This window comes from Ruegeria sp. YTSC002, assembly GCF_059609845.1.
Genome location: NZ_JBXWML010000004.1, coordinates 31,939 through 56,726 on the forward strand (window position 1 = coordinate 31,939; position 24,788 = coordinate 56,726).

General features: G+C 57.3%; 26 protein-coding genes. 15 read left to right on the forward strand and 11 right to left on the reverse strand.

Features of this window, described 5'->3' with window-relative positions:
- The first annotated feature begins 223 nt into the window (after positions 1-223).
- Entirely contained in the window at positions 224-724 is a 501-nt protein-coding gene (locus AC2FFD_RS09775; protein ID WP_171613864.1) for a hypothetical protein, read from the forward strand.
- A gap of 4 nt (positions 725-728) precedes the next feature.
- Here the strand turns inward: AC2FFD_RS09775 and AC2FFD_RS09780 are convergent, their stop codons facing one another.
- Positions 729-1,988, reverse strand: a complete 1,260-nt coding sequence (locus tag AC2FFD_RS09780) for a vWA domain-containing protein (RefSeq protein ID WP_496873095.1) — start codon at positions 1,986-1,988, stop codon at positions 729-731.
- 58 nt (positions 1,989-2,046) lie between these two features.
- The gene (locus AC2FFD_RS09785; RefSeq protein WP_496872948.1) at positions 2,047-2,955 is read right to left on the reverse strand and encodes an AAA family ATPase; all 909 of its coding nucleotides are present in this window, start codon (positions 2,953-2,955) and stop codon (positions 2,047-2,049) included.
- A gap of 162 nt (positions 2,956-3,117) precedes the next feature.
- Between AC2FFD_RS09785 and pyrC the strand changes: the two genes are divergently transcribed.
- Positions 3,118-4,155: a dihydroorotase gene (gene pyrC / locus AC2FFD_RS09790; protein ID WP_496872949.1), complete on the forward strand. Its 1,038-nt coding sequence runs from the start codon at positions 3,118-3,120 to the stop codon at positions 4,153-4,155.
- Here pyrC and AC2FFD_RS09795 read toward each other — a convergent pair.
- Both AC2FFD_RS09795 and AC2FFD_RS09800 read right to left on the reverse strand, forming a co-directional pair.
- Complete coding sequence (locus AC2FFD_RS09795; RefSeq protein WP_496872950.1) at positions 4,152-5,444, reverse strand: MmgE/PrpD family protein; 1,293 nt, start codon at positions 5,442-5,444, stop codon at positions 4,152-4,154. The two genes, pyrC and AC2FFD_RS09795, sit on opposite strands and share 4 nt — an antisense overlap.
- 37 nt (positions 5,445-5,481) lie before the next feature.
- Entirely contained in the window at positions 5,482-5,928 is a 447-nt protein-coding gene (locus AC2FFD_RS09800) for a type II toxin-antitoxin system RatA family toxin (RefSeq protein ID WP_496873096.1), read from the reverse strand.
- Between the two features lie 72 nt (positions 5,929-6,000).
- Between AC2FFD_RS09800 and hpt the strand changes: the two genes are divergently transcribed.
- Both hpt and AC2FFD_RS09810 read left to right on the forward strand, forming a co-directional pair.
- The gene (hpt, locus tag AC2FFD_RS09805; RefSeq protein WP_170344548.1) at positions 6,001-6,543 is read left to right on the forward strand and encodes a hypoxanthine phosphoribosyltransferase; all 543 of its coding nucleotides are present in this window, start codon (positions 6,001-6,003) and stop codon (positions 6,541-6,543) included.
- 119 nt (positions 6,544-6,662) lie between these two features.
- Positions 6,663-7,019 (forward strand): hypothetical protein, encoded by a 357-nt coding sequence (locus tag AC2FFD_RS09810; protein ID WP_496872951.1) that lies wholly within the window; start codon positions 6,663-6,665, stop codon positions 7,017-7,019.
- Between the two features lie 11 nt (positions 7,020-7,030).
- On the opposite strand, the gene AC2FFD_RS09815 is transcribed toward AC2FFD_RS09810, so the two are convergent.
- Together AC2FFD_RS09815 and lipA are read right to left on the reverse strand one after the other, a co-directional pair.
- Positions 7,031-8,182 (reverse strand): amidohydrolase, encoded by a 1,152-nt coding sequence (locus tag AC2FFD_RS09815; protein WP_496872952.1) that lies wholly within the window; start codon positions 8,180-8,182, stop codon positions 7,031-7,033.
- The gene (gene lipA, locus AC2FFD_RS09820) at positions 8,179-9,129 is read right to left on the reverse strand and encodes a lipoyl synthase (RefSeq protein WP_496872953.1); all 951 of its coding nucleotides are present in this window, start codon (positions 9,127-9,129) and stop codon (positions 8,179-8,181) included. The genes AC2FFD_RS09815 and lipA overlap by 4 nt, the downstream gene beginning before the upstream one ends.
- 263 nt (positions 9,130-9,392) lie before the next feature.
- On the opposite strand from lipA, the gene AC2FFD_RS09825 reads away from it, so the two are divergent.
- Entirely contained in the window at positions 9,393-9,941 is a 549-nt protein-coding gene (locus AC2FFD_RS09825) for a peroxiredoxin (RefSeq protein WP_171116196.1), read from the forward strand.
- 48 nt (positions 9,942-9,989) lie between these two features.
- On the opposite strand, the gene AC2FFD_RS09830 is transcribed toward AC2FFD_RS09825, so the two are convergent.
- Positions 9,990-11,069, reverse strand: coding sequence for a DUF6456 domain-containing protein (locus AC2FFD_RS09830; RefSeq protein ID WP_170344552.1), 1,080 nt, complete (start codon positions 11,067-11,069; stop codon positions 9,990-9,992).
- A 240-nt stretch (positions 11,070-11,309) separates the two neighbouring features.
- Between AC2FFD_RS09830 and AC2FFD_RS09835 the strand changes: the two genes are divergently transcribed.
- Positions 11,310-11,609 carry a DUF6477 family protein gene (locus AC2FFD_RS09835; RefSeq protein ID WP_224855542.1) on the forward strand — a complete coding sequence of 100 codons (300 nt, stop codon included), beginning with the start codon at positions 11,310-11,312 and terminating at the stop codon, positions 11,607-11,609.
- On the opposite strand, the gene AC2FFD_RS09840 is transcribed toward AC2FFD_RS09835, so the two are convergent.
- Positions 11,610-13,154: a trimethylamine methyltransferase family protein gene (locus AC2FFD_RS09840; RefSeq protein ID WP_496872954.1), complete on the reverse strand. Its 1,545-nt coding sequence runs from the start codon at positions 13,152-13,154 to the stop codon at positions 11,610-11,612. It abuts the gene before it with no gap.
- Between the two features lie 123 nt (positions 13,155-13,277).
- Positions 13,278-13,727: a GNAT family N-acetyltransferase gene (locus AC2FFD_RS09845; RefSeq protein WP_496872955.1), complete on the reverse strand. Its 450-nt coding sequence runs from the start codon at positions 13,725-13,727 to the stop codon at positions 13,278-13,280.
- 93 nt (positions 13,728-13,820) lie between these two features.
- Here AC2FFD_RS09845 and guaA point away from each other — a divergent pair, with 93 nt between their 5' ends.
- The 9 genes from guaA to AC2FFD_RS09890 all read left to right on the forward strand — a co-directional run bounded on the left by guaA (position 13,821) and on the right by AC2FFD_RS09890 (position 23,243).
- Positions 13,821-15,380: a glutamine-hydrolyzing GMP synthase gene (gene guaA, locus AC2FFD_RS09850; protein ID WP_496872956.1), complete on the forward strand. Its 1,560-nt coding sequence runs from the start codon at positions 13,821-13,823 to the stop codon at positions 15,378-15,380.
- Positions 15,381-15,584: 204 nt separating this feature from the next.
- Entirely contained in the window at positions 15,585-16,490 is a 906-nt protein-coding gene (locus tag AC2FFD_RS09855) for a DMT family transporter (RefSeq protein ID WP_368040341.1), read from the forward strand.
- A 126-nt stretch (positions 16,491-16,616) separates the two neighbouring features.
- Positions 16,617-17,780 carry an OmpP1/FadL family transporter gene (locus AC2FFD_RS09860; RefSeq protein WP_170344558.1) on the forward strand — a complete coding sequence of 388 codons (1,164 nt, stop codon included), beginning with the start codon at positions 16,617-16,619 and terminating at the stop codon, positions 17,778-17,780.
- A gap of 101 nt (positions 17,781-17,881) precedes the next feature.
- On the forward strand, positions 17,882-18,778 hold the full coding sequence (locus tag AC2FFD_RS09865; protein ID WP_496872957.1) for a DMT family transporter: 897 nt from the start codon (positions 17,882-17,884) through the stop codon (positions 18,776-18,778).
- Between the two features lie 48 nt (positions 18,779-18,826).
- Positions 18,827-19,699, forward strand: coding sequence for an ATPase (locus tag AC2FFD_RS09870; protein ID WP_496872958.1), 873 nt, complete (start codon positions 18,827-18,829; stop codon positions 19,697-19,699).
- Positions 19,700-19,735: 36 nt separating this feature from the next.
- Positions 19,736-20,653: a homoserine O-acetyltransferase MetA gene (metA, locus tag AC2FFD_RS09875; RefSeq protein WP_496872959.1), complete on the forward strand. Its 918-nt coding sequence runs from the start codon at positions 19,736-19,738 to the stop codon at positions 20,651-20,653.
- Positions 20,643-21,596: an alpha/beta fold hydrolase gene (locus AC2FFD_RS09880; protein WP_496872960.1), complete on the forward strand. Its 954-nt coding sequence runs from the start codon at positions 20,643-20,645 to the stop codon at positions 21,594-21,596. The genes metA and AC2FFD_RS09880 overlap by 11 nt, the downstream gene beginning before the upstream one ends.
- 49 nt (positions 21,597-21,645) lie before the next feature.
- Positions 21,646-22,515, forward strand: a complete 870-nt coding sequence (gene ppk2 / locus AC2FFD_RS09885) for a polyphosphate kinase 2 (protein ID WP_496872961.1) — start codon at positions 21,646-21,648, stop codon at positions 22,513-22,515.
- A 113-nt stretch (positions 22,516-22,628) separates the two neighbouring features.
- Positions 22,629-23,243, forward strand: coding sequence for a TetR/AcrR family transcriptional regulator (locus tag AC2FFD_RS09890; RefSeq protein WP_170344749.1), 615 nt, complete (start codon positions 22,629-22,631; stop codon positions 23,241-23,243).
- A 5-nt stretch (positions 23,244-23,248) separates the two neighbouring features.
- Here AC2FFD_RS09890 and AC2FFD_RS09895 read toward each other — a convergent pair whose 3' ends face one another.
- Positions 23,249-24,307, reverse strand: a complete 1,059-nt coding sequence (locus AC2FFD_RS09895; protein ID WP_257600613.1) for an adenylate/guanylate cyclase domain-containing protein — start codon at positions 24,305-24,307, stop codon at positions 23,249-23,251.
- On the reverse strand, positions 24,304-24,672 hold the full coding sequence (locus AC2FFD_RS09900) for a group I truncated hemoglobin (protein WP_170344571.1): 369 nt from the start codon (positions 24,670-24,672) through the stop codon (positions 24,304-24,306). The genes AC2FFD_RS09895 and AC2FFD_RS09900 overlap by 4 nt, the downstream gene beginning before the upstream one ends.
- Positions 24,673-24,788 lie beyond the last annotated feature (116 nt).

The following is a 24,788-nucleotide window of genomic DNA, read 5'->3' on the forward strand; positions in this document are numbered from 1 at the left end:
CTCCAGACGTCGTCTGTTTCCCAACATAAGCAGGATTGGCGTGATGAAAAGCGCGACGCCCCTGTCAAAACGTCTATATTGAACCCAGCGAGCAGAAGCTAAGGCCTGAACTGCATTCAAGAAATCACAGCATTGATTGTTAGTGCCACGGGTTTTAGCCTGCGCGGGCAGCCGGCCAAGCGACCGAGCCGCGTATCAAACACATTTTTTCGGAGACAAGCAGTTGAAACACTTTCTTGCACTGGGCGCAGTGGTTGGCCTTTTGACTTCAACCGCAGCGTGGGCTGACACATTCGAACGCTACGGAGAAGTAGAAGGCTGGAAAGTCTTCATCGACAACGAAAAGAAGTCCTGCCTGATCGAGGCCGTGGACGATGCGGAAAACGTCGTTCAGATGGGCCTGACCGAAGATCGCGGCGTGGGATATGTGGGGGTGTTCACCAAAGCCGAGACCGACATCAAACGTGGCGAGACGCAAGAAGTGGCCATCCTGATCGGGGACAACATCTATCTGGGTGAAGCCACAGGCATGAAAGGCAATATCACCAAGGGCTATTCCGGTGGCTATGTCCTGTCAGACAGCCCACAATTCGCGGATGATCTGGCCAAGAAAAAGGTCATGATCGTGTTTCCCGAGACATCCTATGCATTTACCGTCGATCTGACCGGCACGTACAAAGCCATGGAGATGGCGCGTAAGTGCAACGAAGAACAGTTGTCATAGGCAACTATTCGGAAAGCGCGGCCAACAGCCGTGCTTTCTGCCCCTGGTCATCGGGTTGCGAGATCACGGAAGCCAGATCTTCGAGCGAGGCTATGGAATGCCCTGCCCTGAAACTGTCGACATGGGGCAGCATGGCCGCCACCCCCTGGGCCTTGGGGGCAAACCCGTCCCAGCGCAGCAACGGATTCAGCCAGATCAGGCGTTTTGAGGACAGGTGCAGCCGCTCGATCTCTTTCTCGAGGCTCTCCGGGTCACCCCGCTCCAAACCGTCGGTGATCAGCAGAACAACAGCCCCCTGCCCCATGACACGTCTTGACCAGTCTCTGTTGAACTGATGCAGACACTCGCCGATGCGTGTGCCCCCTTCCCAATCCTGCGCCTCGGCCCCGGCAGCTGCAAGCGCTGCGTCAACGTCCCGATGATGCAGGTGGCGGGTAATATTGGTCAGGCGTGTGCCGAAAGTGAAGGCATGAACCTTGGCCCAACCTGCCCCCTTGGCGTTCGAGACCGTGTGCAAGAAATGCAGGATGGCACGGCTGTACTGGCTCATTGAACCTGAGATGTCGCACAGGGCCACAAGGTTTGGCCACCGCGGTTTGGGCTCTAGCCGGGCGATATCGCGCAATTCGCCCCCTTGCCGCATGGCTGCGCGCAAGGTGCGGGCGCGGTCGATACGGTGCCCCAGATGACTGGCCTGTCCGCGGCGCGATTCAATCGGTTTGACCGGCAGGGTCAACCGCGCCAGAACGCGCTTGGCTTGCGCGATTTCGGCGGTGCTCATCTGTTCGAAGTCCAGATTGCGAAGACGCTCCTCGGACGATGCCGTCTGCGTTGCATCAATCTCGATTTCGGTTTCGCCTTCGTCTTGCACCGGCTGTTCGGGCGCGTCCTGTTCGACACCGTCCAGAAGGGCCTCAGCCGCGCGTTTTTCGCCAGCATCCGCCTTGCGATCCTCCTGCACGCCCCGAATGGCAGGAAGCATCATGGCCATCATGTGTTCCATATATCGCGGGTCGCGCCAGTACATTCGGAAGACCTGTGCAAACACCGTGCGATGTTCGGGGCGGTTCACGAAACAGGCGTGCAGCGTCCAGTAGAAATCCCGTTTCTGGGTGAAACCCGCAGCTTGTACCGCGCGAATTGCATCGATCACGCGCCCCGGACCAATCGGCAGCCCCGCCTTCCGCAGCGCGCGGGCAAAATGGGTGATGTTCTGCGCCAGCTTCGGGTTGTCGGGAATATCCAGCGGGATTTGCTCGGCCATCAGACGTAATGGGGGCTCTGCCCCCATGCCCCCGGAGTATTTGGAAAAAGATGAAACATCAGACCGGTTCGAGCGTGGCCTTGGCCTCGTCGAGGATGCGTTTGGCCTCGGACCCCTGAAGTTTTTGAATGTCGTCCTGATATTTCAGGATCGCCCCCAGCGTGTCACCGATCACCTCGGGGCTGAGGTTCATCACGTCCAGCGCCAGCAGACATTTGGCCCAGTCAATGGTTTCGGCCACGCCGGGCTTCTTGAACAGATCCTCGGTGCGCAGACGCTGAACGAAAGCCACGACTTCGCGGCTGAGCGCATCGGCGGCCTCGGGCGCGCGCGCGTGCAGAATTTCGATCTCGCGTTCGAAATCGGGATAATCGACCCAGTGATACAGGCAGCGACGCTTGAGGGCATCGTGCACTTCCCGCGTCCGGTTCGACGTGACAATCACAATGGGTGGTTCGGGTGCTGCAACAGTGCCCAGTTCAGGGATCGTGACCTGAAAATCACTGAGGGCCTCCAGCAGAAAGGCTTCGAACGGTTCATCGGTCCGGTCCAGTTCGTCAATCAACAGAACCGGTGCACCGTTTTCGTCCGGGCGCATCGCCTGAAGCAGCGGGCGTTCGATCAGGTATTCATCCGAAAACAGTTCCGCCTGCAACGCGCCCCGGTCGGCCCCGCCCGAAGCCTCGGCTGTTCGGATCGCAACCATCTGTGCCGGAAAGTTCCATTCGTAAACGGCCGAGGATGCGTCCAGACCTTCGTAGCACTGCAACCGGATCAAACGGCGGTTCAGACCGGATGCCAGCGCCTTGGCGATTTCCGTTTTGCCAACTCCGGCCTCGCCTTCCAGAAACAACGGGCGTCCAAGCTTGAGCGACAGGAACACAACCGTGGCAAGGGCCCGTCCGCAGACATAGCCCTGACGTCCCAGCATCTGCTGCACGGTATCGATGGAATTTGGCTGCGTCATGGAATTCCTCTCTACTTCGCGGACAAACAGGTCACGCAAGCGCCATTGCGTCAAGGCCCTAGCCCCTGTCAGAGCTACGACGTTCCGGTTGGTTGACAAGTTTTTTCGGCAACTCGTTCCGGGCTGGTTGGTCTTTCGGGGCAGCTATGCTAGCGGAAGGCCATGACTGATACCCTCACGATCCGCCGCCCCGACGATTGGCATCTGCATCTGCGCGATGGCGCCATGTTGCAGGCCGTTCTGCCCGAAACTGCACGTCATTTCGCCCGTGCAATCATAATGCCGAACCTCGTGCCGCCCGTTGTGCGCGGGGATCAGGCCGCCGCTTACCGCGACAGAATCCTGACCGCCCTGCCCGACGGCATGACGTTCGAGCCACTGATGACCCTGTACCTGACCGAGGATACAGATGCGCAGGACGTCGCGGCCGCCCATGCCAGCGGGCTGATTAAAGCGGTCAAGCTGTACCCGGCGGGGGCCACGACCAATTCGGCCTCGGGCGTGCGTGACTTTGACAAAGTGCGCCCCGTACTGGAGAAAATGGCCGAGATCGGCCTGCCCATGTGTGTTCATGGTGAAGTGACCGACGCCGAGATCGACATCTTTGACCGCGAGGCCGTGTTCATCGACCGCGTTCTGGACCCGATCCGCAAGTCGACGCCGGGCCTGCGCGTGGTGATGGAACATATTACCACGTCCAATGGCGTGGACTATGTCAAAGCCAACGAGGCGGATCTGGGCGCGACGATCACCGCGCACCACCTGATCATCAACCGCAACCATATTCTGGTGGGCGGGATCAAACCGCATTACTATTGCCTGCCGGTCGCCAAGCGCGAGGAACACCGCCTGGCCCTGCTGGCGGCCGCCACGTCGGGTGACGCGCGGTTCTTCCTGGGCACGGACAGCGCTCCGCACACGGATGCCAACAAGGAAATGGCCTGCGGCTGCGCGGGGTGTTTCACCGCGACGAATACCATGTCTCTGGTGGCCGAGATGTTCGACCGCGAAGGTGCGCTGGACAAGCTCGAGGCGTTCGTCTCGCTGAACGGGCCGGGCTTTTACCGCCTGCCCGTGAACGAGGAAAAGATCACCCTGACCAAGGGCGAGCCGGTTGCATACCCGTCAAAGATCGACACGGGCGATGGACCTGTCACTGTGTTCGACCCGGGCTTTCCGCTGCACTGGCGCGTGGCTTAACCCGCCATACGTTCGGCCAGATCACGGGCGCGACCGCCGGTGCGCAGCATCGACCAGATCGCGTCCGCCTCATCCGCTCCGATCAGCTTAGACGCTTTGGCGCGCACACGATCCTCGCGGTCAGACAGCGACATTGGGGTCATCAGGTCATGCGTTGCCTCGCGGCGAATACCGTCACGACGCAGCAAGGCCAGATGCGCCTGCGTTTCCGACAGGCTTTCATCCGCTTCGACCGTGATGCGGTCTTGCAGAGACGTTATGCGCGGGTCCGCGCAGACCTTGTCGGTGTAGCTGCCCGGCAAAGCCGTATCGTACCCCAGCGCCTGCATCGCGATGACCGTCCGGTAAGAGAACTTGGCCCCCAGCCCGGTTGTGGGCGACAGCTGATTGCACACACTCATCCAACGGGGATGGGTTTTGATTTTGATCTCGGCCACTTCGGGTTCCGCGATGTCCAGCGCGCGCGCCGCTTCCAACGCCGCGTGCAGGCCGTGACAACAGGCGTGGAACTTGTGGCTTACCGTTTCGAACAACCATTCATCGCCCAAACCCTCCAGCGCGCCTTGATCCGCTGCACCCTGATGGGTCGCGCCAAATCCATACGTGCCTCCCAACGCGTCGGCGTTGGGCTGAAATCCACGCTGAACAAGCACAGCCGCCTCGACCCCGGCCGAAGCGGCTAGCCCGGCATTGTAAGGCTTGCCCATGGTTCCGAACTGGGCCTTGAGCCCGGCCGCGCGCGTTGCCGTCAAACCCAATACGGAGCGCATCTGGGTTTCATCCAATCCTAGCAACCGCCCCACGGCAACAGCGGCCCCGAATGCACCGGATGTCGCTGTCTGGTGAAACCCGGCCTGATAATGCCCCCTGCCCAGCCACAGGCCGACACGGATTGACGTTTCCATACCGACCAGCGCGGCTTCGAGAAGATCGACCAGAATGCGGTCATCCCACTCGGCCACGGCAAGGGCCGCAGGCAGAATGGCGACTGACGGATGCCCGATATGCGCGAAATGCGTGTCATCGTAATCCAGCGCGTGGGATATGGTTCCATTCACCAAAGCCGCGCCGCGCAATGGGGCCGCGCCCCCTCCGAACAGGTGGGCCTGAGCGTTCCCGCCCTCGGCCAGGACCATATCGCGAACTATACAGGACACCGGCTCGGACGCCCCAGCACGACCAACTGCCATCCAATCCAGAACGGACAGCGACGTGACAATCCGCGCCTGAGCCGTCGTTGAAACCGGGCCCGCCGCGAAGGTGGCCAATGCTGCCGTGAAATCCGTCATGGGCGCAGTCTAGCGTGCGCCCTTGCAGGGTAAAGGCCTAGCCGTAGAGTTCTTTCGCACGCGCCTCGAAGGCGCGGACGATCCGCTGCATGGCTTCGTTGAACACAACGCCGATGATCCCTTGCAGGATGGCGTTCTTGAACTCGAAATCCACATGGAACGAGATGTTGCAGCCCCCATCGGGCGCGTCCTCGAACTGCCAGTCGGATTTCATGTATTTGAAAGGCCCGTCCAGATACTCGGTATCGATCTTTTTCTGATCGGAAAACAGGGTCACCCGGCTGCCGAACCGTTCGCGGAACACTTTGAACGAGATGACCAGATCGGCCTCCATCACCTCGGCCTCACCAACCGCATAGGTCTTGCGGATCCGGGCCGCGGCGCACCAGGGCAGAAACTTGGGGTAATTGCCCACATCCGCAACAAGATCATACATCTGCTGGGCTGTGTATGGCAGGTGGCGGGTTTCCGAATGGATTGGCATGATGTCCGGTATTTGCAGGTGACAATGGCGCGTCATGTCGTATGTTGCGCGCCAAAGATCAAGGGGGCTGCGATGACTAACCGCGCATATGTGATAGATGAGATGATCTCGGCCAAGGCCATCGCCGCCCGAATCGAGGAGTTATGCCGCGAGATAACGGATGAGTTCGGCGATACGGACAAGCTTGTCGTCGTAGGATTGCTGCGCGGCAGTTTCGTCTTCATCGCCGACCTGGTGCGGGAACTGGACCTGCCGATCGAAGTAGATTTCCTTGAGGCGTCCTCTTACGGCGATTCGATGGAGAGCAGCCGGGAAGTGCGCATTCTCAAGGACTTGCGCGGCGCGATCGAAGGCCGCGACGTGCTGGTGGTCGAAGATATCGTCGACACCGGACACACGCTGAACCATGTCACCAAGTTGCTTCAAAGCCGCAAGCCGAAACGGCTCAAGTCGATTGCCCTGCTCGACAAACCCAGCCGTCGCGAAGTTGATTTCCGGTCAGACTGGATTGGCTTTGAAATTCCGGATGAATTCGTCGTGGGTTACGGGATCGACTACGCGCAGCGCAACCGCAACCTGCCGTTTATCGGCAAGGTTCGGTTTACCGACAACTAAATGTACTATTGTCGGGCAACTTGAGTGTCGACCCAGCGCCCCAAATTCAAAAAACCGAATAACAATAGACAGGCATCATTGCCCCCCTTACCCTTCCTATCAGCTTGGGAGGACTATGGATGAAGCGTGTAGTCGCGACAGCTGCTGTCGTTACGGCGATCGTGGCACTTGCAAGTTCTGGTGCTGCAAAAGACAACAAGGGCAAAGGGCAAGGTGCCAATAAAAACAAGGTAGAGAAATCTATCAAGTCAAACGGCAAAGCTGTTCCGCCCGGTCAAATCAAAAGATATACGCGTGGCCAGAAGTTGCCCGATGATCTGAGTTTCGACTACATTGACGACCTCGGCAACTGGAAGCTTAAGCCGTTGGGCCCCGGCCAGCGCTATATCCGGGTAGATGATGAAATTCTCTCTATATCTGACGATACGAAGACAGTTATAGAAGCCGTTGGAATCGTTGGTGATCTGGTCAAGTAAGTGGATCGAGACTAGCAGGTTTTGCGAAGCACGACATCAATCGCGCTCAGGAAAATCCCGGTTCCAATCGGAATAAGCGCATCCGGGAAATCGTAATCCGGGTTGTGCAGTTGCGGATGGTCCTGCCCCGCCCCCAACCAGAACATGGCCGCCTGCGCGCCTTTGCCAAACTGGCCGAAGTCTTCGGAAAAGCGCTGTGGTTGATCGACCAGCCTGCACGCGACGCCCTGTTTGGCACAGGCCTTTGCCAAAACAGCAACGGCTTTTCGGTCATTGACGCAGGCTTCGAACACCTCGTGATATCTGATTTCCACCGCCAGCCCTTCGACCTTCGCCGTCTTTCTGACCAGAGTTTCCGCCTCGGCCATCAGGCTCTCCATCCGCGCGTCCGAAACCGTGCGCAGGGTCACCCATAACTCGGCCTGCCCCGGTGCGACGCCAACTGTCCGCTCGCCCAGAGTGGCATGGGTGACCGTGGTCAAAGCGTAGGTGTCATCCAAGTCACCGCCCGCCCCCAGGTTGGCCAATGCCGGCATCAACGTGGACAAAGCACCTGCCGGTGACACGCCGTCCTGGGGGGCGGCTGCGTGTGAGGTCTTGCCTGTCAGAACGATTTGCATCCCGCGCGAGGCACAGTTCGCGGGACCTTCACACAGTTCTACGGCGCCCAGCTCCAGCCCCGGCAAATTATGCAGAGACAGCACGATGTCAGGCGAAACCTCAGCGAACTGAGGATCGGCCCGGCAAGCAATCGCACCATGTCCGGTTTCTTCGGCGGGTTGGAAAATCAGAACCACGCGGCCGGACTTCGGGCGCTGGTCCTTCAACGCTTCTGCCACCCCGAGGACCATCGCCATGTGGCCATCATGGCCGCACAGATGCCCTTTGCCTGCAATCTGAGACGCATAAGCCAGATCCGAGAGTTCCTGAATTGGCAGCCCATCCAGTTCGCATCGAATTCCAACTGTGGGGCCGGGAACACCGCTGTCGTAAACGGCGGCAACACCGTGCCCGCCGATGCCGCACAGAACCCTGTCCGCATCCGCTTGGCGCAAAAGATCCGCAACCCGCGCTGCGGTATTCTCCTCCTGCCCCGAAAGCTCTGGCTGTTGATGAAACTCGTGGCGCAGGCGGATGAGCTGCGCGATCCGCTCTGGCGTCACGCTTGCTGTAGCTTTGCTTGCCGGGCCGCGCGAAGCCGGGCGAAATCGTCGCCCGCATGGTATGAAGACCGGGTCAGAGGTGTCGCGGATACCATCAGGAACCCCTTGCCATAGGCCGCCTTTTCGTAAGATGCGAACTCTTCCGGGCTTACGAACCGATCCACTCCGTGATGTTTCGGGGTCGGTTGCAGGTACTGGCCGATGGTCAGGAAATCGATATCCGCCGCGCGCATGTCGTCCATGACCTGACGCACTTGCTGTTCGTTTTCACCCAACCCGACCATGATGCCCGATTTGGTGAAGATCGACGGATCAAGCTCTTTCACGCGCTGTAGCAGGCGCAGGGAATGGAAGTATCGCGCACCCGGGCGCACTTCGGGGTAGAGACCTGGCACCGTTTCCAGATTGTGGTTGAACACATCCGGTTTCGCTTCGACCACAATCTCAAGGACATCCTCATCACATTTCAGGAAGTCAGGCGTCAGAATCTCAATCGTGGTTTTCGGAGACCGATGACGCACCGCACGAATGGTCTGCGCAAAATGCTCGGCCCCACCGTCTTGCAGATCGTCACGGTCCACCGAGGTGATCACCACGTGGTTCAGGCCAAGTTTTTCCACCGCATGGGCCACGCGACCGGGCTCAAACGCGTCAAGGTCGTCGGGGCGACCGGTTGCAATGTTGCAGAAAGTACAGCCGCGCGTACAAATCTCGCCCATGATCATCATGGTGGCATGACCCTGGCTCCAGCATTCCCCTACGTTGGGGCACCCTGCTTCTTCGCAGACCGTAACCAGATTGTTGTCGCGCATGATCCGCCGCGTATCCGCATAGCCTTTGCCGCCAGGTGCCTTGACCCTGATCCAACTTGGTTTCTTGGGCTGTGCATTGTCCGGACGGTGGGCTTTTTCCGGATGGCGCTGTTCGGGGATCTTCAGATCTCGCACGGTCGTTTTCCTGACTTTGGGTCAACTCTTGTCGCTCATAACATAGACAGAAGCGCGGTGTTACACCAGCGGCGCATAGCCGCTATGCGTTGCATCCTCGCAAGCGCAGAAGGGCATCATGCGCATATTCGTATTTGCGATTTAAATCCGATATTTAGCAAGAGGTTGGCCTTATTCGCCATCCCAGCGTTTACGCGATTGAATGCGGTTTGGAACTGTTTTAACTCACACCAAAATCATATGTGAATCACAGGAGTTTGACTATGAAAACCGGCGCAAAACTGCCCGACGTGACCTTTCACACCCGTGTCCGCGACGATTCCATCGAAGGACCAAACCCATTCCGTTGGGAAGACAAGACGACAGCCGACTATTTCGCCGGTAAGCGCGTGATCCTGTTCTCATTGCCGGGTGCGTTCACCCCGACCTGTTCGACTTATCAGCTGCCTGGATTTGAGAACGGCTATGCCGATTTCAAGGCCATGGGGATCGACGAGATTTACTGCATGTCCGTCAACGACAGCTTCGTGATGAACAAATGGGCCCAGGATCAGAACCTGAAGAACGTAAAAGTCATCCCCGACGGATCGGGGGAGTTCACCCGGAAAATGGGCATGTTGGTCGAAAAGGACAATCTGGGTTTCGGAATGCGTTCGTGGCGCTACGCGGCCATCGTCAATGATGGCGTTGTCGAGGCGTGGTTCGAAGAGCCGGGGCTGATGGATAACTGCCCGGAAGACCCCTATGGCGTGTCCTCGCCGGAAAACCTGATGAAGCACCTGAAGGCGTCGGCAGAACCTGAAATGGCCTAAGCCGCGAATCCAAAGAAAAGGCCCGTATACACCGGGCCTTTTTTCTGTTCAGCCGATCATCCGGTCTCGTTCCGCCTGTTCCTGATAATGCCGTTTCAGCCGTTGCAAGGCGATCCGCAGGACGATCTTTCCGGACCGTGCTGACCAACCCATTCGCTTTTCCGCCAGCTCCAACCCTTCCAGATAGCAACAGCATCGCAACGCAACATCACTCAGCCCCGGCCCCAGGTCGGACAAGGCGCGAGCAACGCGGTCCTTCGCATCAGAAACCCCCTTTCCTCCATGGCTTTCACTGTCAAAGCTGCTTCGACCACCTGTCGTCAGAAAACGATCCCAGTTCTGTGAAACCTGAGGCCCGATCTGTGCCAGCTCGAAATCTTCGCGCAAGCGCTCGCCGGCGCTGACAAGGGATTCATCCAGAAACGGTTTTCCGTCACGATCCCGTCTGCGCGACAATGCAATCAACGGGCTTTCCGCGGCACTGTACCGAATGCGCTTGACCCGCTCGGCGGACCCGCCTGAAGACCTGCCCTGAAAGGGAGTTTGAGCTTCGGCAAAACCAAAGTCAGTCCCGGCACGCGCCTTGTTTTCTGCCTTGGCGATCAGATGACTTAGCGCCGTTCGCCCGGCTGCGGAAATCCGATAACGCGAAATACGACCGGGATTGTCGCAGGTTATCCAGTCTTTCAAGGCCAAGGCCTGCGCGATCCTGCACTCTACGACCGCGGTTCTTGTTGCCCCAGCATTGCCGGTGTCGCGTACGACGACCGCCTTGTCCATTTCCTCGGCCACGGCAAGGACCGAACCCGTCTCGCTCAGGCGGCGCAACACACGCAATGCCTCATTTTCAAACTCTTCTTCAGCCGCGTTTTCTGACCCGCTTGCCGGACCGTCGGCGCAATCCGAAGCTGAAAAATGTGTCTCTGCAAGCGATTGCAAGGCCGCATCCACCAGTGGATCGTCGCGGCGCATTTCGATGCGTCGAATTTGCCTGAGGATAGTTGACGCATGGCACCCGGCTGATCGCGCGATATCGCGGATCGAGCGACCGGTCTCGGTATGAGCAAGGTATCTTTGCGCCCCTTCTGGAACCCATGCCGGAATGGTGAAAGCCATGTTGTTTTCCATAATTATTTGCCCTCGTCGACAAAACAAACTGCCACTTTTCGCCCTCGGAATGTGGGTTAACCAAATCTAACTAGAGGTCCATTCGTTACTCGTTCGTTAACCACACAAGGCAAGAACCAGATTTGATTCAAAAAGATAAACAGTCGTGAAACCATCGTTCGGGGAGACTCTGACTAAGGCAACACCCGCTTAGGTTGTGTCAAACAGGACCCATCAATTTTCTGAAAAGGGACACATGACATGCAGGACCTGATGACAATGATCGCAACCCTCCGCCGCCCACGCATGTTGGCGCGTGCTGCCAGATTCGGGGCGCGGGATTACAATCGGGACAGGCATCTGCAACGCATCCTGGGATACGGGTCGCTGCCCGGTTCAGGTCAGGCGCTTCTGCGTTTGCTCGAGATGGAAAGAGAGGTAAATGAACTGCGAAAAGAAGATGATGCCGCCTATTCATTGGTGCGGCATCTGGATCTTCTTATTGCGCTGTTGGGTGAGGCGCAGCTGTATCAGGCCAGCCGCGCCTCGGTTCTTCAATGATCAACCGAATGCATCCGGCATGGAGGCCTTTTTCTCGGCGATATAGGCTTCCAGCGCCGCTGCGATATCCGGGTCAATCTGGGGTTGCTGATAATTGGCCAGCAAATGTTCAACCCGTGCCGTCGCCAAAGCCCGTGTGTCACGCGCGCCTTCTTCCTGCCAGGTTTCATATGGCTTGTAATCCAGCACTTCGGATTTCCAGAAGGATTCCTTGAAGTTGGCCTGCGTGTGGGCACAACCGAGATAGTGACCACCCGGCCCGACTTCGCGGATCGCATCCATGGCCTGCGCGTTTTCATCATATGCAACGCCCTTGGCCAGCGAATGCAGCACTCCCAACTGATCCGCATCCATGACGAACTTCTCGAAATCGGCGACCAGACCGCCTTCCAGCCAGCCGCAGGAATGCAGCATGAAGTTCACGCCCGACAGCAGACCCATGTTCAGCGAATTCGCTGTTTCATACGCTGCCTGCGCATCCGGCAGTTTCGAGCCGCAGAACGACCCGGCCGACCGGTATGGCAGGTTCAGACGACGCGCCAGCTGACCTGCACCATACGTGATATGCGCGGCTTCTGGTGTGCCGAAGGTCGGCGCACCCGAGTTCATATCGATCGATGTCACGAATGCACCGAAAATCGCGGGGGCACCCGGACGGATGATCTGGCTGTAGGCAACGCCGGCCATGACCTCGGCCAGAACCTGCGTCAAAGTACCGGCCACCGAGACCGGCGCCATTGCACCGCCCACGATAAAGGGCGAGATGATGCAGGCCTGATTGTTGCGCGCATAAACTTCCAGAGAGCCCATCATCACATCGTCGAATGTCAACGGCGAGTTGATGTTGGTCAGCGAAGTCATCACTGTGTTTTCCTGCACGAAATCCTTGCCGAACAGGATTTCGCACATTTCAACCGAATCCTGTGCCCGGCTGGGATCGGTCACAGAGCCCATGAAAGGTTTATCCGACAGGGTCATATGCGCCTTCAGCATGTCCAGATGGCGCTTGTTCACCGGAATGTCGGTCGGCTCACACACCGTACCGCCCGAGTGGTGCAACCACTTGGACATATAGGCAAGTTTCACGAACTTGTTGAAATCGTCCATGGTTGCATAGCGGCGTCCACCCTGCGCATCACGTACGAACGGAGGACCGTAGACCGGAGCCAGAACCATGTTGCGGCCACCGATCACAACCGATTTTTCGGGGTTGCGGGCGTGCTGGGTAAACTGGCTGGGGGCTGTCTTGATCAGTTCACGGGCCAGACCTCGCGGAATGCGCACACGCTCACCGTCAATATCCGCGCCTGCGTCGCGCCAACGTTCCAGCGCGGCCGGGTTGTCGACAAAGTTGACGCCGATTTCTTCCAGCACGGTTTCAGCGTTGTTTTCGATAATCTCAAGCGCCTCTTCGTTGAGGATCTCGAAATTCGGAATGTTGCGTTCGATGTATTTCGCAGTCTCGATACGAACTGCGGTACGCTCGGCACGGCGGGCAGCGCCACCGCCACCTCTCGCCCTGCGCCGGGTGTTTGCCTCTGCCATGAGAAAATCCCGTCTGATTGGTTAGATTGAGCGTTTTGATACAGGTTTGCCGGAACTCAAGCATAGGGATTGCGGCGCTCTGGGGGGAAAAGCGACATTGCCGCCCCACCAAGAAGCAACCGGTCAGTCAGGAGCGACCACCAACGCTTTCTCCATGGTAAGGCCGCTGCCCGCCTGATCCGTCACTTTCCAGCCCATGTGCCGATACATCGCAATCGTGTCTTTCATCATTTTATGAGTTCGCAACTTCAACTTGGATAGATTCCGCGCCTGTGCTTCTTCTTCGGCAAACTGCATCAATCGCCGCGCAACCCCCTGCCCTTGGGCTTCGGGCGCAACCGCAAGGTTGAACACCATGATTGCGTCGTCAACTTGGTCAAAAACGATGACCCCGACTATACCACCGGATATCGCAAGCATGACGCGGTGGGTCTTGATATCATCCGCGATTCCGGCAGTAACGTCCGGCAGATCCTCGATCCGGCTCATCGCATCTGCATAGGCACTTCCCAGACAACGCGTTACCTCGTCTGCATCCACCACAGCAGCCGTTCTGAACTCGATCTTTGACATGGCACCTGATCTTTCCGCCGGATTGACTCAGCTTTTGCACCAAATGACGCCATACCGCTTGCACATGCAAGGCTTGCAACTTATGAGCCGGTTATGACCCAGACATCCCACGACCGCCTTCTGATCATCGACTTCGGCAGCCAGGTTACGCAGCTTATCGCCCGCCGCCTGCGCGAGTTGAATGTCTATTGTGAAATTCACCCTTACCAGAATGTCACGATGGATTTCGTGCGGGAAATGGCGCCACGCGCTGTGATTTTCTCGGGCGGCCCGGACAGCGTGACGCGCGAGGGCTCGCCCCGTGTTCCGCAAGAGATTTTTGATTTTGGCGTTCCGATCCTGGGCATCTGCTATGGACAGCAGGTGATGATGCATCAGCTTGGCGGCAAGGTCGAAAGCGGCCATGGCACAGCCGAGTTTGGTCGCGCCTTTGTTACACCCAAAGACAAACTGGATATCCTGGAAGGCTGGTTCGCGGACGGCGATGAACAAGTCTGGATGAGCCACGGCGACCATGTCAGTGAAATCGCACCGGGGTTCGAGGTTTTCGGAACCTCGCCCAACGCACCTTATGCGATCACGGCTGATCCATCGCGGCATTTCTATGCCGTGCAGTTTCACCCCGAGGTACACCATACGCCAAAGGGCGCGAAACTGTATGAAAGCTTCGTCAAGCTGGCCGGGTTCAAGGGTGACTGGACCATGGGCGCCTATCGCGAAGAGATGATCCGCAAGATCCGCGAACAAGTCGGAGACAAAAAGGTCATTTGCGGATTGTCCGGCGGCGTTGACAGCTCGGTTGCCGCGATCCTTATTCACGAAGCAATCGGGGATCAGCTGACCTGCGTGTTTGTCGATCACGGGCTGCTGCGCAAGAATGAGGCCGAAGAAGTCGTTGGCATGTTCCGGGACAACTACAACATTCAGTTGATCCACGCCGACGAATCCGAGCTGTTCCTTGGCGAACTGGAAGGTCAGAGCGATCCCGAGACCAAGCGCAAGATCATCGGAAAACTGTTCATCGACGTGTTCCAGAAACACGCCGATACCATCGACGGCGCCGAATTCCTGGCTCAGGGCACTCTCTATCCTGATGTGATCGAATCGGTGTCGTTCTCGGGCGGGCCTTCTGTAACGATCAAGTCCCACCACAACGTGGGTGGCCTGCCGGAAAAGATGGGCCTGAAACTGGTCGAACCGCTGCGTGAATTGTTCAAGGACGAGGTACGTGCCTTGGGTCGCGAGCTTGGTCTGCCGCAGAGCTTCATCGGGCGCCACCCCTTCCCCGGACCGGGCCTGGCCATTCGCTGCCCAGGCGAGATCACCCGCGAAAAGCTGGAGATTCTGCGCGAGGCCGACGCGATCTACATCGATCAGATCCGCAAACACGGGCTTTATGACGACATCTGGCAGGCTTTCGTCGCCATCCTTCCCGTACGCACCGTCGGCGTGATGGGCGACGGGCGCACCTATGACTACGCCTGTGCGTTGCGCGCCGTCACATCGGTCGACGGGATGACGGCGGATTACTACCCGTTCAGCCATGAGTTCCTTGGTGAAACGGCAACCCGGATCATCAACGAGGTCAAGGGCATCAACCGATGCACATATGACATCACCTCGAAACCACCCGGAACCATCGAGTGGGAATGATCGGGCAAAACGCACCTGCGTTCGACGCCAAAACGACCCGATTCCAGGAATTCTTCCCAAGCCGTGCCTGAAAATATCGGGCACGACCTTGAACCTGACGCTTCATAAGCGTTTCAATGATTCAACGAATTCAATCTTTTTGATCGCGTAGCGAAGGCCCTGATACCGGGGACGTGACCGCGCGGCCAGGTCGGGGTGCGGCACGTGAATCAGACACAAAAAAACACCTTCAAGGCCGCCTTGTGGATGACCGGAGCCATTGCGTCCTTCTCCTCGATGGCGGTTGCCGGTCGCGAACTGAGCCTCGTGCACGACACGTTCGAGATCATGATGTACCGGAGCCTCGTCGGGTTTCTTGTTGTCGCCCTCGTACTCACGGCCACAGGCGGTTGGGTTCAGGTTTCCACGCAACGCCTGGGGTTGCACGCTTTGCGAAACACCTTGCATTTCACGGGGCAGAACCTCTGGTTCTATGCGGTCGCTGTTGCGCCTTTGGCGCAGGTGTTCGCATTGGAATTCACACAGCCGCTTTGGGTGATCCTGCTGTCGCCGCTGCTGCTGAATGAACGTCTGACGACCCTCAAGATAACAGCAGCGCTTATCGGTTTTGCGGGCGTTCTGATTGTCACGCGCCCGGGTGCGGCACCGTTGAGTCCCGGCCTTGCAACCGCAGCCGCATCTGCGGTTTTCTTTGCATTTACAACGATCACGACCAAAAAGCTCACACGCTTTGCCAGCATCGGATGCATCGTTTTCTGGCTTACTTCCATGCAAGCGGTGCTTGGGGCCGTCGCGGCCGGTTTTGATGGGCAGATTGCCTTGCCTACGGCGCAAACCGTTCCGTTTTTGGTTCTGGTCGGGCTGGCAGGGTTGCTGGCCCATTTCTGTATAACCAATGCATTGGCTATTGCCCCGGCGACAGTCGTGATCCCATTTGATTTTGCAAGACTTCCTACGATCGCGGTGGTCGGAATGATCCTGTACCACGAACCCATTGACCATTGGGTTCTGATCGGTGCGGCGGTCATCTTTTCGGGAATTTTCCTGAATATCTGGTCTGAAAGCCGTAACAGTTTAGCAACAGTTGAAAACACTAGTCGCAATACGTAACGCACCGTCACCAGTTGACCTTAAAGTAACCAAAAAGAGAGTATTGCTCATCATACACGGGATCGGCGTTCGTCACACTCAGCCAGACGCCATTGAAGCCCGCCAGGGATTGTTAGGGAGGACAGAATGAAAAAAACACTACTCGCGACCTGCGCTTTGTGTGCTGGAGCGACGGCAGGATACGCAGGCGGACTGGATCGAAGCGGTCAGGGCATCAACCTGATCTTCGAAGAAGGATCAGTGGTACAGTTTCGGTTGGGATACACCAACCCCAGCGTAACGGGCACCATGCCAGCTTTGGCCGGACCAAACATTGGGCAACCGGTCGATTCCGGTGAGGTTGCGAACGACTTTTTCACTCCGCATCTGGGCTACAAAACGTCACTGACCGAAAAACTCGATTTCGCGATCATGTATGACCAGCCCTTTGGGGCAGACATTGAATACGCAAACACCTACCCTCTTTCGATCAACCCTATTCCGGGTGGTCGCACCGACACTCTGAGGGCCACAGCGGACACGGACGCAATCACCGCATTGCTGCGCTACAAATTCGATGGCGGGTTCAGCGCAATCGGCGGTATTCGTGCGCAGCGTGTGAAGGCTTCGGTAACCGTCCCGCTTGCAGCCGGATACCAGGTTGACACCAATACCGACACAGCATTCGGCTACGTTATCGGGGTTGCATGGGAGAAACCGGAAATCGCGGCACGTGTGGCACTGACATACAACTCCAAGATCAGCCACGATCTGTCGCAAACAGAAACTCTGAACCCACCACCGGTCCCGCCAATTCCGCCAGGAACCGTGGCCACCTTCAACACAAACAGCGAAATTGAGACACCCCAGTCGATCAACCTGGATTTCCAGACAGGCGTCGCACCCAAAACGCTGTTGTTTGGTTCCATCCGTTGGGTCGACTGGCCACAGCTGGTGTACAATCCGCCAAACTACCCGCCGACCAGCAACCTTGTTGACTACGCCGATGCGACCTTCACCTATTCGTTGGGCTTGGGATATCAATTCTCGGAAGAGTTCAGCGGCGCTGTGACGTTGGGCTACGAGACTTCCCAGGGCACGCCAGTATCAAACCTCGGCCCGACCGACGGGTTCTGGAGCGTTGGTCTGGGCGGAACGTACTCGCTGGAGAATGCCAAGATTTCCGGCGGTGTTCGTTACACCGACATCGGTGACGCGACAGCCAATGGCGCAGGCCCGAATGCGCGCGGAACATTCACTGGCAACAGCGCCTGGAGCGTTGGCTTCCAGATTACATACGCGCTGAACTAATCCAAAGGTGACTAATCTCAAGGCTCCGCTGTTTCAGCGGGGCCTTTTTTATGCGCAGGTTTCGGGTCGTATATCTGTCGAATGAATGGAATTGTGCGGCCATGAACACGCAAAAACACCTTTCTCGGCGCGCCTGGGTCGAACTTCTTCTTCTGGCCGTCATCTGGGGCGCGTCCTTTGTGGCCATCCGGATCGCCCTGGATTCCATTCCCGTTATGACATCGGTTTTGCACCGCACGTTCTGGGCGATGCTGGTGCTTTGGCTGGTGGCCTGGGCAAAGGGACTATCCCTACCCCGCTCAGCCCGCATCTGGGGTGCATTTCTGATCATGGGGTTGCTGAACAATGTCATCCCGTTCAGCTTGATGGCATGGGGTCAGCTTTACATCGACTCGGGGCTTACGGCCATTCTGAACGCAACCACGGCCATCTTTGGTGTTCTGGTTGCGGCGCTGTTTTTCAAGGATGAACGTTTGACACAAGCCCGGGTGATCGGCGTTTTTTTGGGTTTTCTCGGTGTCTCGATCATCATCGGAATACAGACCTTCACGTCTTTCAGCCTGCAAAACACAGCCCAGCTTGCCGTGTTGGCCGGAACGCTCTCGTATGCTTTTGCCGCGGCATGGGCGCGGTATCATCTGTCTGGCCTTCACCCCGTCGTCGCGGCAGCGGGAATGCTGACGGGTTCGACCCTGCTGATCCTGCCGCTGGCGCTCATGACGGACGGGGCGCCAACGCTTGCTCTGCCCGCTATCACCTGGGCTGCGATTGGCTATTACGCCATTGTGGCAACAGCGGGGGCATACCTTTTGTACTATCGCGTGCTGGCGATGGCGGGCAGCGGCAACCTGATGCTGGTGACGCTTGTCATCCCTCCTGTCGCCATCGTGCTTGGCGCGATTGTGCGGAACGAAGCGCTGCCGTCGAATGCCTATTTCGGCTTTGTCATCCTTGCCATGGGTCTTCTGGTATTGAACCGAGCTGGCCGCCGTGATTGACGCCGTGCGCTGCCCGATTTAGCAAAGGCAAAAAAGGGACGGCACAAGATGATCTACAACTCAGCCGAAGACTGGCGCACGGCACGCCGCAAGAAGGTGCTGTTCTTTGGCATGTCCGGTCTGGGCAAGACATATGTCTCGAACATTCTTCGGGACTCAGGGAACTGGTTTCACTACTCGATCGATTATCGCATCGGCACCCGGTACATGGGCGAATACATTACCGACAATGCAAAGGCCGAGGCGATGAAAGTCCCGTTCTTGCGTGACCTGTTGTTGTCGGATTCGATTTATATCGGCTCCAATATCTCGTTCGCAAACCTGACCCCGGTCGCAGCCTATCTGGGCAAACCGGGCAACCCTGACCTTGGCGGGTTGGAAATGCCGGAATACCGCCGCAGGCAGGAACAGTTTCGACTGGCCGAAATACACGCTCTGCTGGATACCGAGTATTTCATCGACCGGGCCGAGCGTCTGTACAAATACCCCCATTTCATCTGCGACACCGGTGGATCGATCTGCGAATGGGTGGACCCCGACGATCCGAACGATCGGGTACTGTCCGAGCTTTCGCAACATACCCTGATGATCTGGCTGAAGGGGGATGAGGAACACACGGCAGAGCTTGTACGCCGTTTTGACAAAGCCCCAAAGCCGATGTCCTATCAGGCCGAGTTTCTGACCAAGGCCTGGACGGATTATTTGGATCTGCAAGGCTGTTCGGAAGCAGATGTGGATCCCGATGATTTCGTCCGTTGGACCTATGCGCAGGCCTTGGCGCATCGCCAGCCGCGCTATGAAGCCATGGCGAACAACTGGGGCGTGACGATTGCCGCCAACGACATCGGACAAATCCGCGATGCGGCGGATTTCGATGAGTTGATCGAACACACCCTTGAGACCACGCGCCATAACGCCTAACTATCAGTTTTCACTGATCTCTTAGAAGCCTGACATATGCCCATCAAAATCCCATCGGAACTGCCTGCTTTTGACGTCCTGACCAAAGAGGGCGTCATGGTCATGGACGAAGATCAGGCAATGCGTCAGGACATCCGCCCGCTGCGCATCGGTTTGCTGAACCTGATGCCCAAGAAAATCCAGACCGAAAACCAGTTCGCGCGTCTGATCGGGGCAACCCCGTTGCAGATCGATCTGTCTTTGATCCGCATGACCGAACACCGGACCAAGAACACCGCCGCCGAGCATATGTCCGAGTTCTATCGCCCGTTTCAGGAGATCAAGGATCAGAAGTTCGACGGCCTGATCATCACCGGTGCCCCGATCGAGCATCTGGAATTTGGTGATGTCACTTATTGGGATGAAATCTGCGAGATCTTCGACTGGACCCAAACCAACGTACATTCCACTTTTGGTGTGTGCTGGGGCGGGATGGCGATGATCAACCATTTTCACGGCGTCAAAAAGCACATGCTGGACGCAAAAGCCTTTGGGTGTTTCCGGCATCGCAACCTGGATCCGGCGTCTCCGTTCCTGCGCGGTTTCTCGGATGACTGCGTTATTCCGGTCAGCCGATGGACGGAAATGAAACAGGATGAAATTGATCGTGCACCCGGTTTGAAAACCCTGTTGGGCAGCGACGATGTCGGCCCCTGTCTGGTCGAAGATCCCGGCCATCGCGCGCTGTATATCTTCAATCACTTCGAATATGACAGCGACACGCTGAAACAGGAATATGATCGGGACGTCAGCAACGGCACGCCTGTCAACGTACCTATCAACTACTATCCCGACGATGATCCATCCAAAACGCCGCAGAACCGGTGGCGCAGTCACGCACATCTGCTGTACGGAAACTGGATCAACGAAATCTATCAGACCACGCCTTTCGACATAACGAAAATTGGCCACTAAAGTTCTGATATCCCTTGGCTTGGCCGTTCTGGGCCTTGTCATACTGACAACCTGGCGCAGCGCCCGGAACGAAGCGCTGGCCGAGGCGGCTTTCCCCCCCGAGGGTCGGATTCTGGATGTGGGCGGCATCGCCGTGCACGCCGTGGTCATGGGGGACGGTCCCGATGTTGTTCTGATCCATGGATCCAGCGGGAACACGCGTGACATGACCTTCGCGCTGGCCCCCATTCTGGCCAGGTCATACCGTGTGATCGTTTTTGACCGACCGGGCCTGGGCTATTCCGAAAGCTTCAATCCGGATGGCGAAACCCTCATTGAACAGGCGGATATCCTGCAACGGGCGGCGGCTCAGCTTGGTGCGGAAAAACCCATCGTGGCCGGGCAGAGCTATGGCGGATCGGTCTCGCTGGCCTGGGCCGTGACCCGACCCGAGAATATCTCGGCTCTGGTTCTGATCGCTCCGGCCGCTATCCCATGGGAAACACCTTTGGATGGGTTCAACCGGCTTGCGTCAACCACGGCGGGCAATGTGCTGGCCTTGCCCCTGATCAGCTCTTTCGTGCCCGAATGGTACGTCACGCAGGCGTTGGACAAAGTTTTTGCACCGCAAACGGCACCCGAAGGCTATGCCGAACATTTCGGGCCCGGGCTGACGATCCGGCGTGGTTCGATGCATGCAAATGCCAAGCAACGCGCCAACCTGCTGGACGAAGTTACCCGTCTGCAACCCAGATATGGCGAGATCTCCGTTCCGACCGAGATCATTCACGGAACGGCCGACGACACCGTTGGTCTTGAATGGCATTCTGAACGTCTGATCGAACAAATCCCCGGGGCCGAGTTGATCGAGTTACCGGGTATCGGTCATATGCCGCAGGTGGTCGCAGCACCCGAAGTTGCCGCCGCGATAGATCGCGCGGCGCAGCGCGCGGGTTTGCGTTAGCCCACGCTCTAATCCATAGTCAGATATGGATTTTATCGCGAGGTGACATATGGCCCGGTCAGGAAAAGGCTCAATCGAGAAGTATTTTCGGAAAGACGCGCCCAAATCTGTACGGGAAGAGATTCAAAACGCGAAAAAGGGCGATATCTTGAACCCGACCTACCCGTATTCCGAAAAAATGAAGACCAAGGATTATGATGAGCAGATGGACCTGCTTCAGATTGAATTGGTCAAAATGCAATCCTGGGTCAAGGAAACCGATCAACTTGTTGCCATCATATTCGAAGGCCGCGATGCCGCGGGCAAAGGTGGCACCATCAAGCGGTTTCGCGAAAACCTGAACCCCCGCGGCGCGCGCAATGTGGCTCTCAGCAAGCCGTCAGACGCCGAACGCAGCCAATGGTATTTCCAGCGCTACATCCCGCATCTGCCCGCCGCAGGAGAGATCGTGTTCTTTGATCGCAGTTGGTACAACCGAGGCGTCGTCGAGAATGTCTTTGGTTTCTGCACACAGGAACAGCGTGAGCGGTTCTTTCGTCAGGTCCTGCCACTTGAAACGGGCCTGGTGAATGACGGCATCCATTTTTTCAAATTCTGGCTCAATGTCGGTCGTGCAGAACAACTGAACCGTTTTCTGGCGCGCGAAAACGACCCTTTGAAGCAATGGAAGCTCAGCGCGATCGACGTGGCCGGGCTGAGCAAATGGGACGAATACACGCAGTCGATCTCGGAAACCCTGACCCGATCGCATTCTGATGCCTGCCCGTGGACAATTGTCCGTTCTGACGACAAAAAACGCGCACGCCTTGCGGCCATCCGAACGGTTCTGCATGCCTTGGATTATGATGAGAAGGACAAGAAGAGTATCGGCGAGGTTGATGCCCATATCTGCGGTGGCCCGGACGTGTGGGAGGCATAAAATGCTGCTCTGCCCTGCCCTGTTGATGCCATCACGAGCATGTATTGGACGGCAATGCATCGGTGGTCTATGTCCTTGTCTTCCAACACCCAATCAATGCACCTGAGGCCGGGATGACGAAACGCGGTTATCACCACGGAAACCTGAAGCAAGCCCTGATCGAGGCAGCCTTGTCCCTGATCGAAGACAAGGGCCCAACCGGTTTCACGTTGTCCGAGGCCGCAAAAACTGCCGGTGTCACGCCTGCCGCCGTCTACCGTCATTTTCAAGGGCGCGAGGACCTGATCGCCGAAGCCGCACGGCAGGGGTTTGAAATGTTCGCAGACCTGATGCAGTACGCCTATGACGAGGGACAGCCTTCAGCCCTTGCGGCTTTTGAAGCAACGGGGCGTGCTTACCTGGCCTTTGCGCGCAAAAATCCCGGGCATTACATCGCCATGTTCGAAAGTGGAATATCCCTGAACCGCACGCCCGAATTGTCCCTGGCCGCCAACCGGGCGAAGTCCGTTCTTGAAAAAGCGGCCGCGGACCTGTCCCAGCATATTCCGCCGGAAAAGCGCCCGCCCGCGTCGATGTTCAGCGCCCATATCTGGGCGATGAGCCACGGAGTCGTCGAGCTATATGCCCGAAACACCGGCGCAACTTCGCCTTTTCCCCCCGAAGATTTGCTGGAAAGCGGTATCGGCATCTACCTGCGCGGTCTGGGTTTGATCCCCCAGGATGAGTGACGCGGTCAGAACGAACGACTGCCCTGCGGCATACTCAAGCCCGATGTCACGTTGATCAGATCCATCTCACCCATCCCCTTGATATCAACGCACCCAAGCTCCGAGACCTGAAACTCGTCGATCAGGGCATATTTCATCTCTTCCGGGGCCACGATGTTCATGGGGTTGGCAAAGACCTGCAACCGGGATGCGATGTTCACTGCAGGGCCAAACACGTCATAGACATATTTCTGAATGCCCACGACCGATCCGACCGCCGCCCCCATCCCCAATCCGATCCGGGCCTGCCACTTATGCGGATGGCTTTCGTTGCGGCGTTCAAGATAGCGCAGGAACCTTACCGCACAATGCGCCACGGCGGTCGCATGATCCGGTGTGGGATCGGGCATGCCCGACACGGCCAGATAGGCATCGCCAATCGTCTTGATCCGCTCACACCCGAATTGTTCGACGATCCGGTCAAAGGCCGTGAAGATGTCGTTCAACTCACTCAAGGTGACTGTCGGGTCGGTCTTGGCCGCAAAATCCGTGAACCCGACAAAATCCAGCATCACCACCGAAACCTGCTGATACAGCTGCGGTGTGACAACGCCGAACGTCTTGAACTCTTCATACACCGCTCGTGGCATCAGGTTCAGCAACAGCCGTTCCACCCTCTCCTTTTCGCGCTCAAGCTCTCGGGTATTTCGCTCGACCATGGTGGAATAGCTGTCGATCATGCTTTCCAACTCGCGAATGCGGGTGATGTTCTGACATTCAACGATCAACACCTGTTCGGACAATCCGCTGGCCAGCGAGACCGTGACCGCAAAGATCAGTGTCCTTCGCTTTGGTTTGATCTGCAATTCGACCGAGTACCGAAGGCCGGACTGCTTTACATCCTCCAGTTCCTTGGGGTCGAGATCCGACAGAACGTCGCTCAAGGCGCTGCCCTTTTCAGGAGTACCGAACCATTCCGTGAAAGGCCCGTTGTAAAACACGAATTGCAGGTCGGATGCGCGCACCACGGCGACGCCCACTCCGATCGCACGCAGCAATTGTTCGTTTATTGCAAGAATGCTCATGCCGCATTCCGGGCGACGATGATAGAACGTTTTCCCTCGATCGCGTTCAGCGCAGTTTTGATGTCGCCGTCCGACATACCATGCTGGCTGAGCGCGTCGCCAAACAGCTCGGCCATGACGTCGAATTCATTGTGCGAAATGTTCAAATGCCGATGAACTGCTTCGATCCTGTCATCACTGAAAGATGCGGGCCCGCCAATCAAGGACGAGACGAACTTGGTTTGATGGTCGATCAAACGCGGCATATCAATGTCTTCGAAATGATGGCCGATCTCATCCGAATCCAGCGCCATTTCATAGAAGGTCATCACGACCCGGCTGATCGTTTTGAAACCGCCATATTTCTCATAAAGTGTCTGTGCCACACGACTACCCGCGCGTTACCAATCAATAACCCCACAACTCTATATCAAATCGATATTTTTGTTAACGCTTATGATCTTCTGGCCGGGAAGGATCAAAAACCGTCTTTCCGCACAGG

Excerpts from the sequence above, each read along its gene's own strand:
- AC2FFD_RS09840 (WP_496872954.1), bottom strand. The coding sequence starts at position 13,154 with ATGGCAGAGGCAAACACCCGGCGCAGGGCGAGAGGTGGCGGTGGCGCT.
- AC2FFD_RS09830 (WP_170344552.1), bottom strand. The coding sequence starts at position 11,069 with ATGGAAAACAACATGGCTTTCACCATTCCGGCATGGGTTCCAGAAGGG.
- AC2FFD_RS09810 (WP_496872951.1), top strand. The coding sequence starts at position 6,663 with ATGAAGCGTGTAGTCGCGACAGCTGCTGTCGTTACGGCGATCGTGGCA.
- AC2FFD_RS09895 (WP_257600613.1), bottom strand. The coding sequence starts at position 24,307 with ATGAGCATTCTTGCAATAAACGAACAATTGCTGCGTGCGATCGGAGTG.
- AC2FFD_RS09865 (WP_496872957.1), top strand. The coding sequence starts at position 17,882 with ATGAACACGCAAAAACACCTTTCTCGGCGCGCCTGGGTCGAACTTCTT.
- guaA (WP_496872956.1), top strand. The coding sequence starts at position 13,821 with ATGACCCAGACATCCCACGACCGCCTTCTGATCATCGACTTCGGCAGC.
- AC2FFD_RS09825 (WP_171116196.1), top strand. The coding sequence starts at position 9,393 with ATGAAAACCGGCGCAAAACTGCCCGACGTGACCTTTCACACCCGTGTC.
- AC2FFD_RS09890 (WP_170344749.1), top strand. The coding sequence starts at position 22,629 with ATGACGAAACGCGGTTATCACCACGGAAACCTGAAGCAAGCCCTGATC.
- AC2FFD_RS09870 (WP_496872958.1), top strand. The coding sequence starts at position 18,827 with ATGATCTACAACTCAGCCGAAGACTGGCGCACGGCACGCCGCAAGAAG.
- metA (WP_496872959.1), top strand. The coding sequence starts at position 19,736 with ATGCCCATCAAAATCCCATCGGAACTGCCTGCTTTTGACGTCCTGACC.
- AC2FFD_RS09785 (WP_496872948.1), bottom strand. The coding sequence starts at position 2,955 with ATGACGCAGCCAAATTCCATCGATACCGTGCAGCAGATGCTGGGACGT.
- ppk2 (WP_496872961.1), top strand. The coding sequence starts at position 21,646 with ATGGCCCGGTCAGGAAAAGGCTCAATCGAGAAGTATTTTCGGAAAGAC.
- AC2FFD_RS09795 (WP_496872950.1), bottom strand. The coding sequence starts at position 5,444 with ATGACGGATTTCACGGCAGCATTGGCCACCTTCGCGGCGGGCCCGGTT.
- AC2FFD_RS09835 (WP_224855542.1), top strand. The coding sequence starts at position 11,310 with ATGCAGGACCTGATGACAATGATCGCAACCCTCCGCCGCCCACGCATG.
- hpt (WP_170344548.1), top strand. The coding sequence starts at position 6,001 with ATGACTAACCGCGCATATGTGATAGATGAGATGATCTCGGCCAAGGCC.
- AC2FFD_RS09780 (WP_496873095.1), bottom strand. The coding sequence starts at position 1,988 with ATGGCCGAGCAAATCCCGCTGGATATTCCCGACAACCCGAAGCTGGCG.
- AC2FFD_RS09800 (WP_496873096.1), bottom strand. The coding sequence starts at position 5,928 with ATGCCAATCCATTCGGAAACCCGCCACCTGCCATACACAGCCCAGCAG.
- pyrC (WP_496872949.1), top strand. The coding sequence starts at position 3,118 with ATGACTGATACCCTCACGATCCGCCGCCCCGACGATTGGCATCTGCAT.
- AC2FFD_RS09860 (WP_170344558.1), top strand. The coding sequence starts at position 16,617 with ATGAAAAAAACACTACTCGCGACCTGCGCTTTGTGTGCTGGAGCGACG.
- AC2FFD_RS09845 (WP_496872955.1), bottom strand. The coding sequence starts at position 13,727 with ATGTCAAAGATCGAGTTCAGAACGGCTGCTGTGGTGGATGCAGACGAG.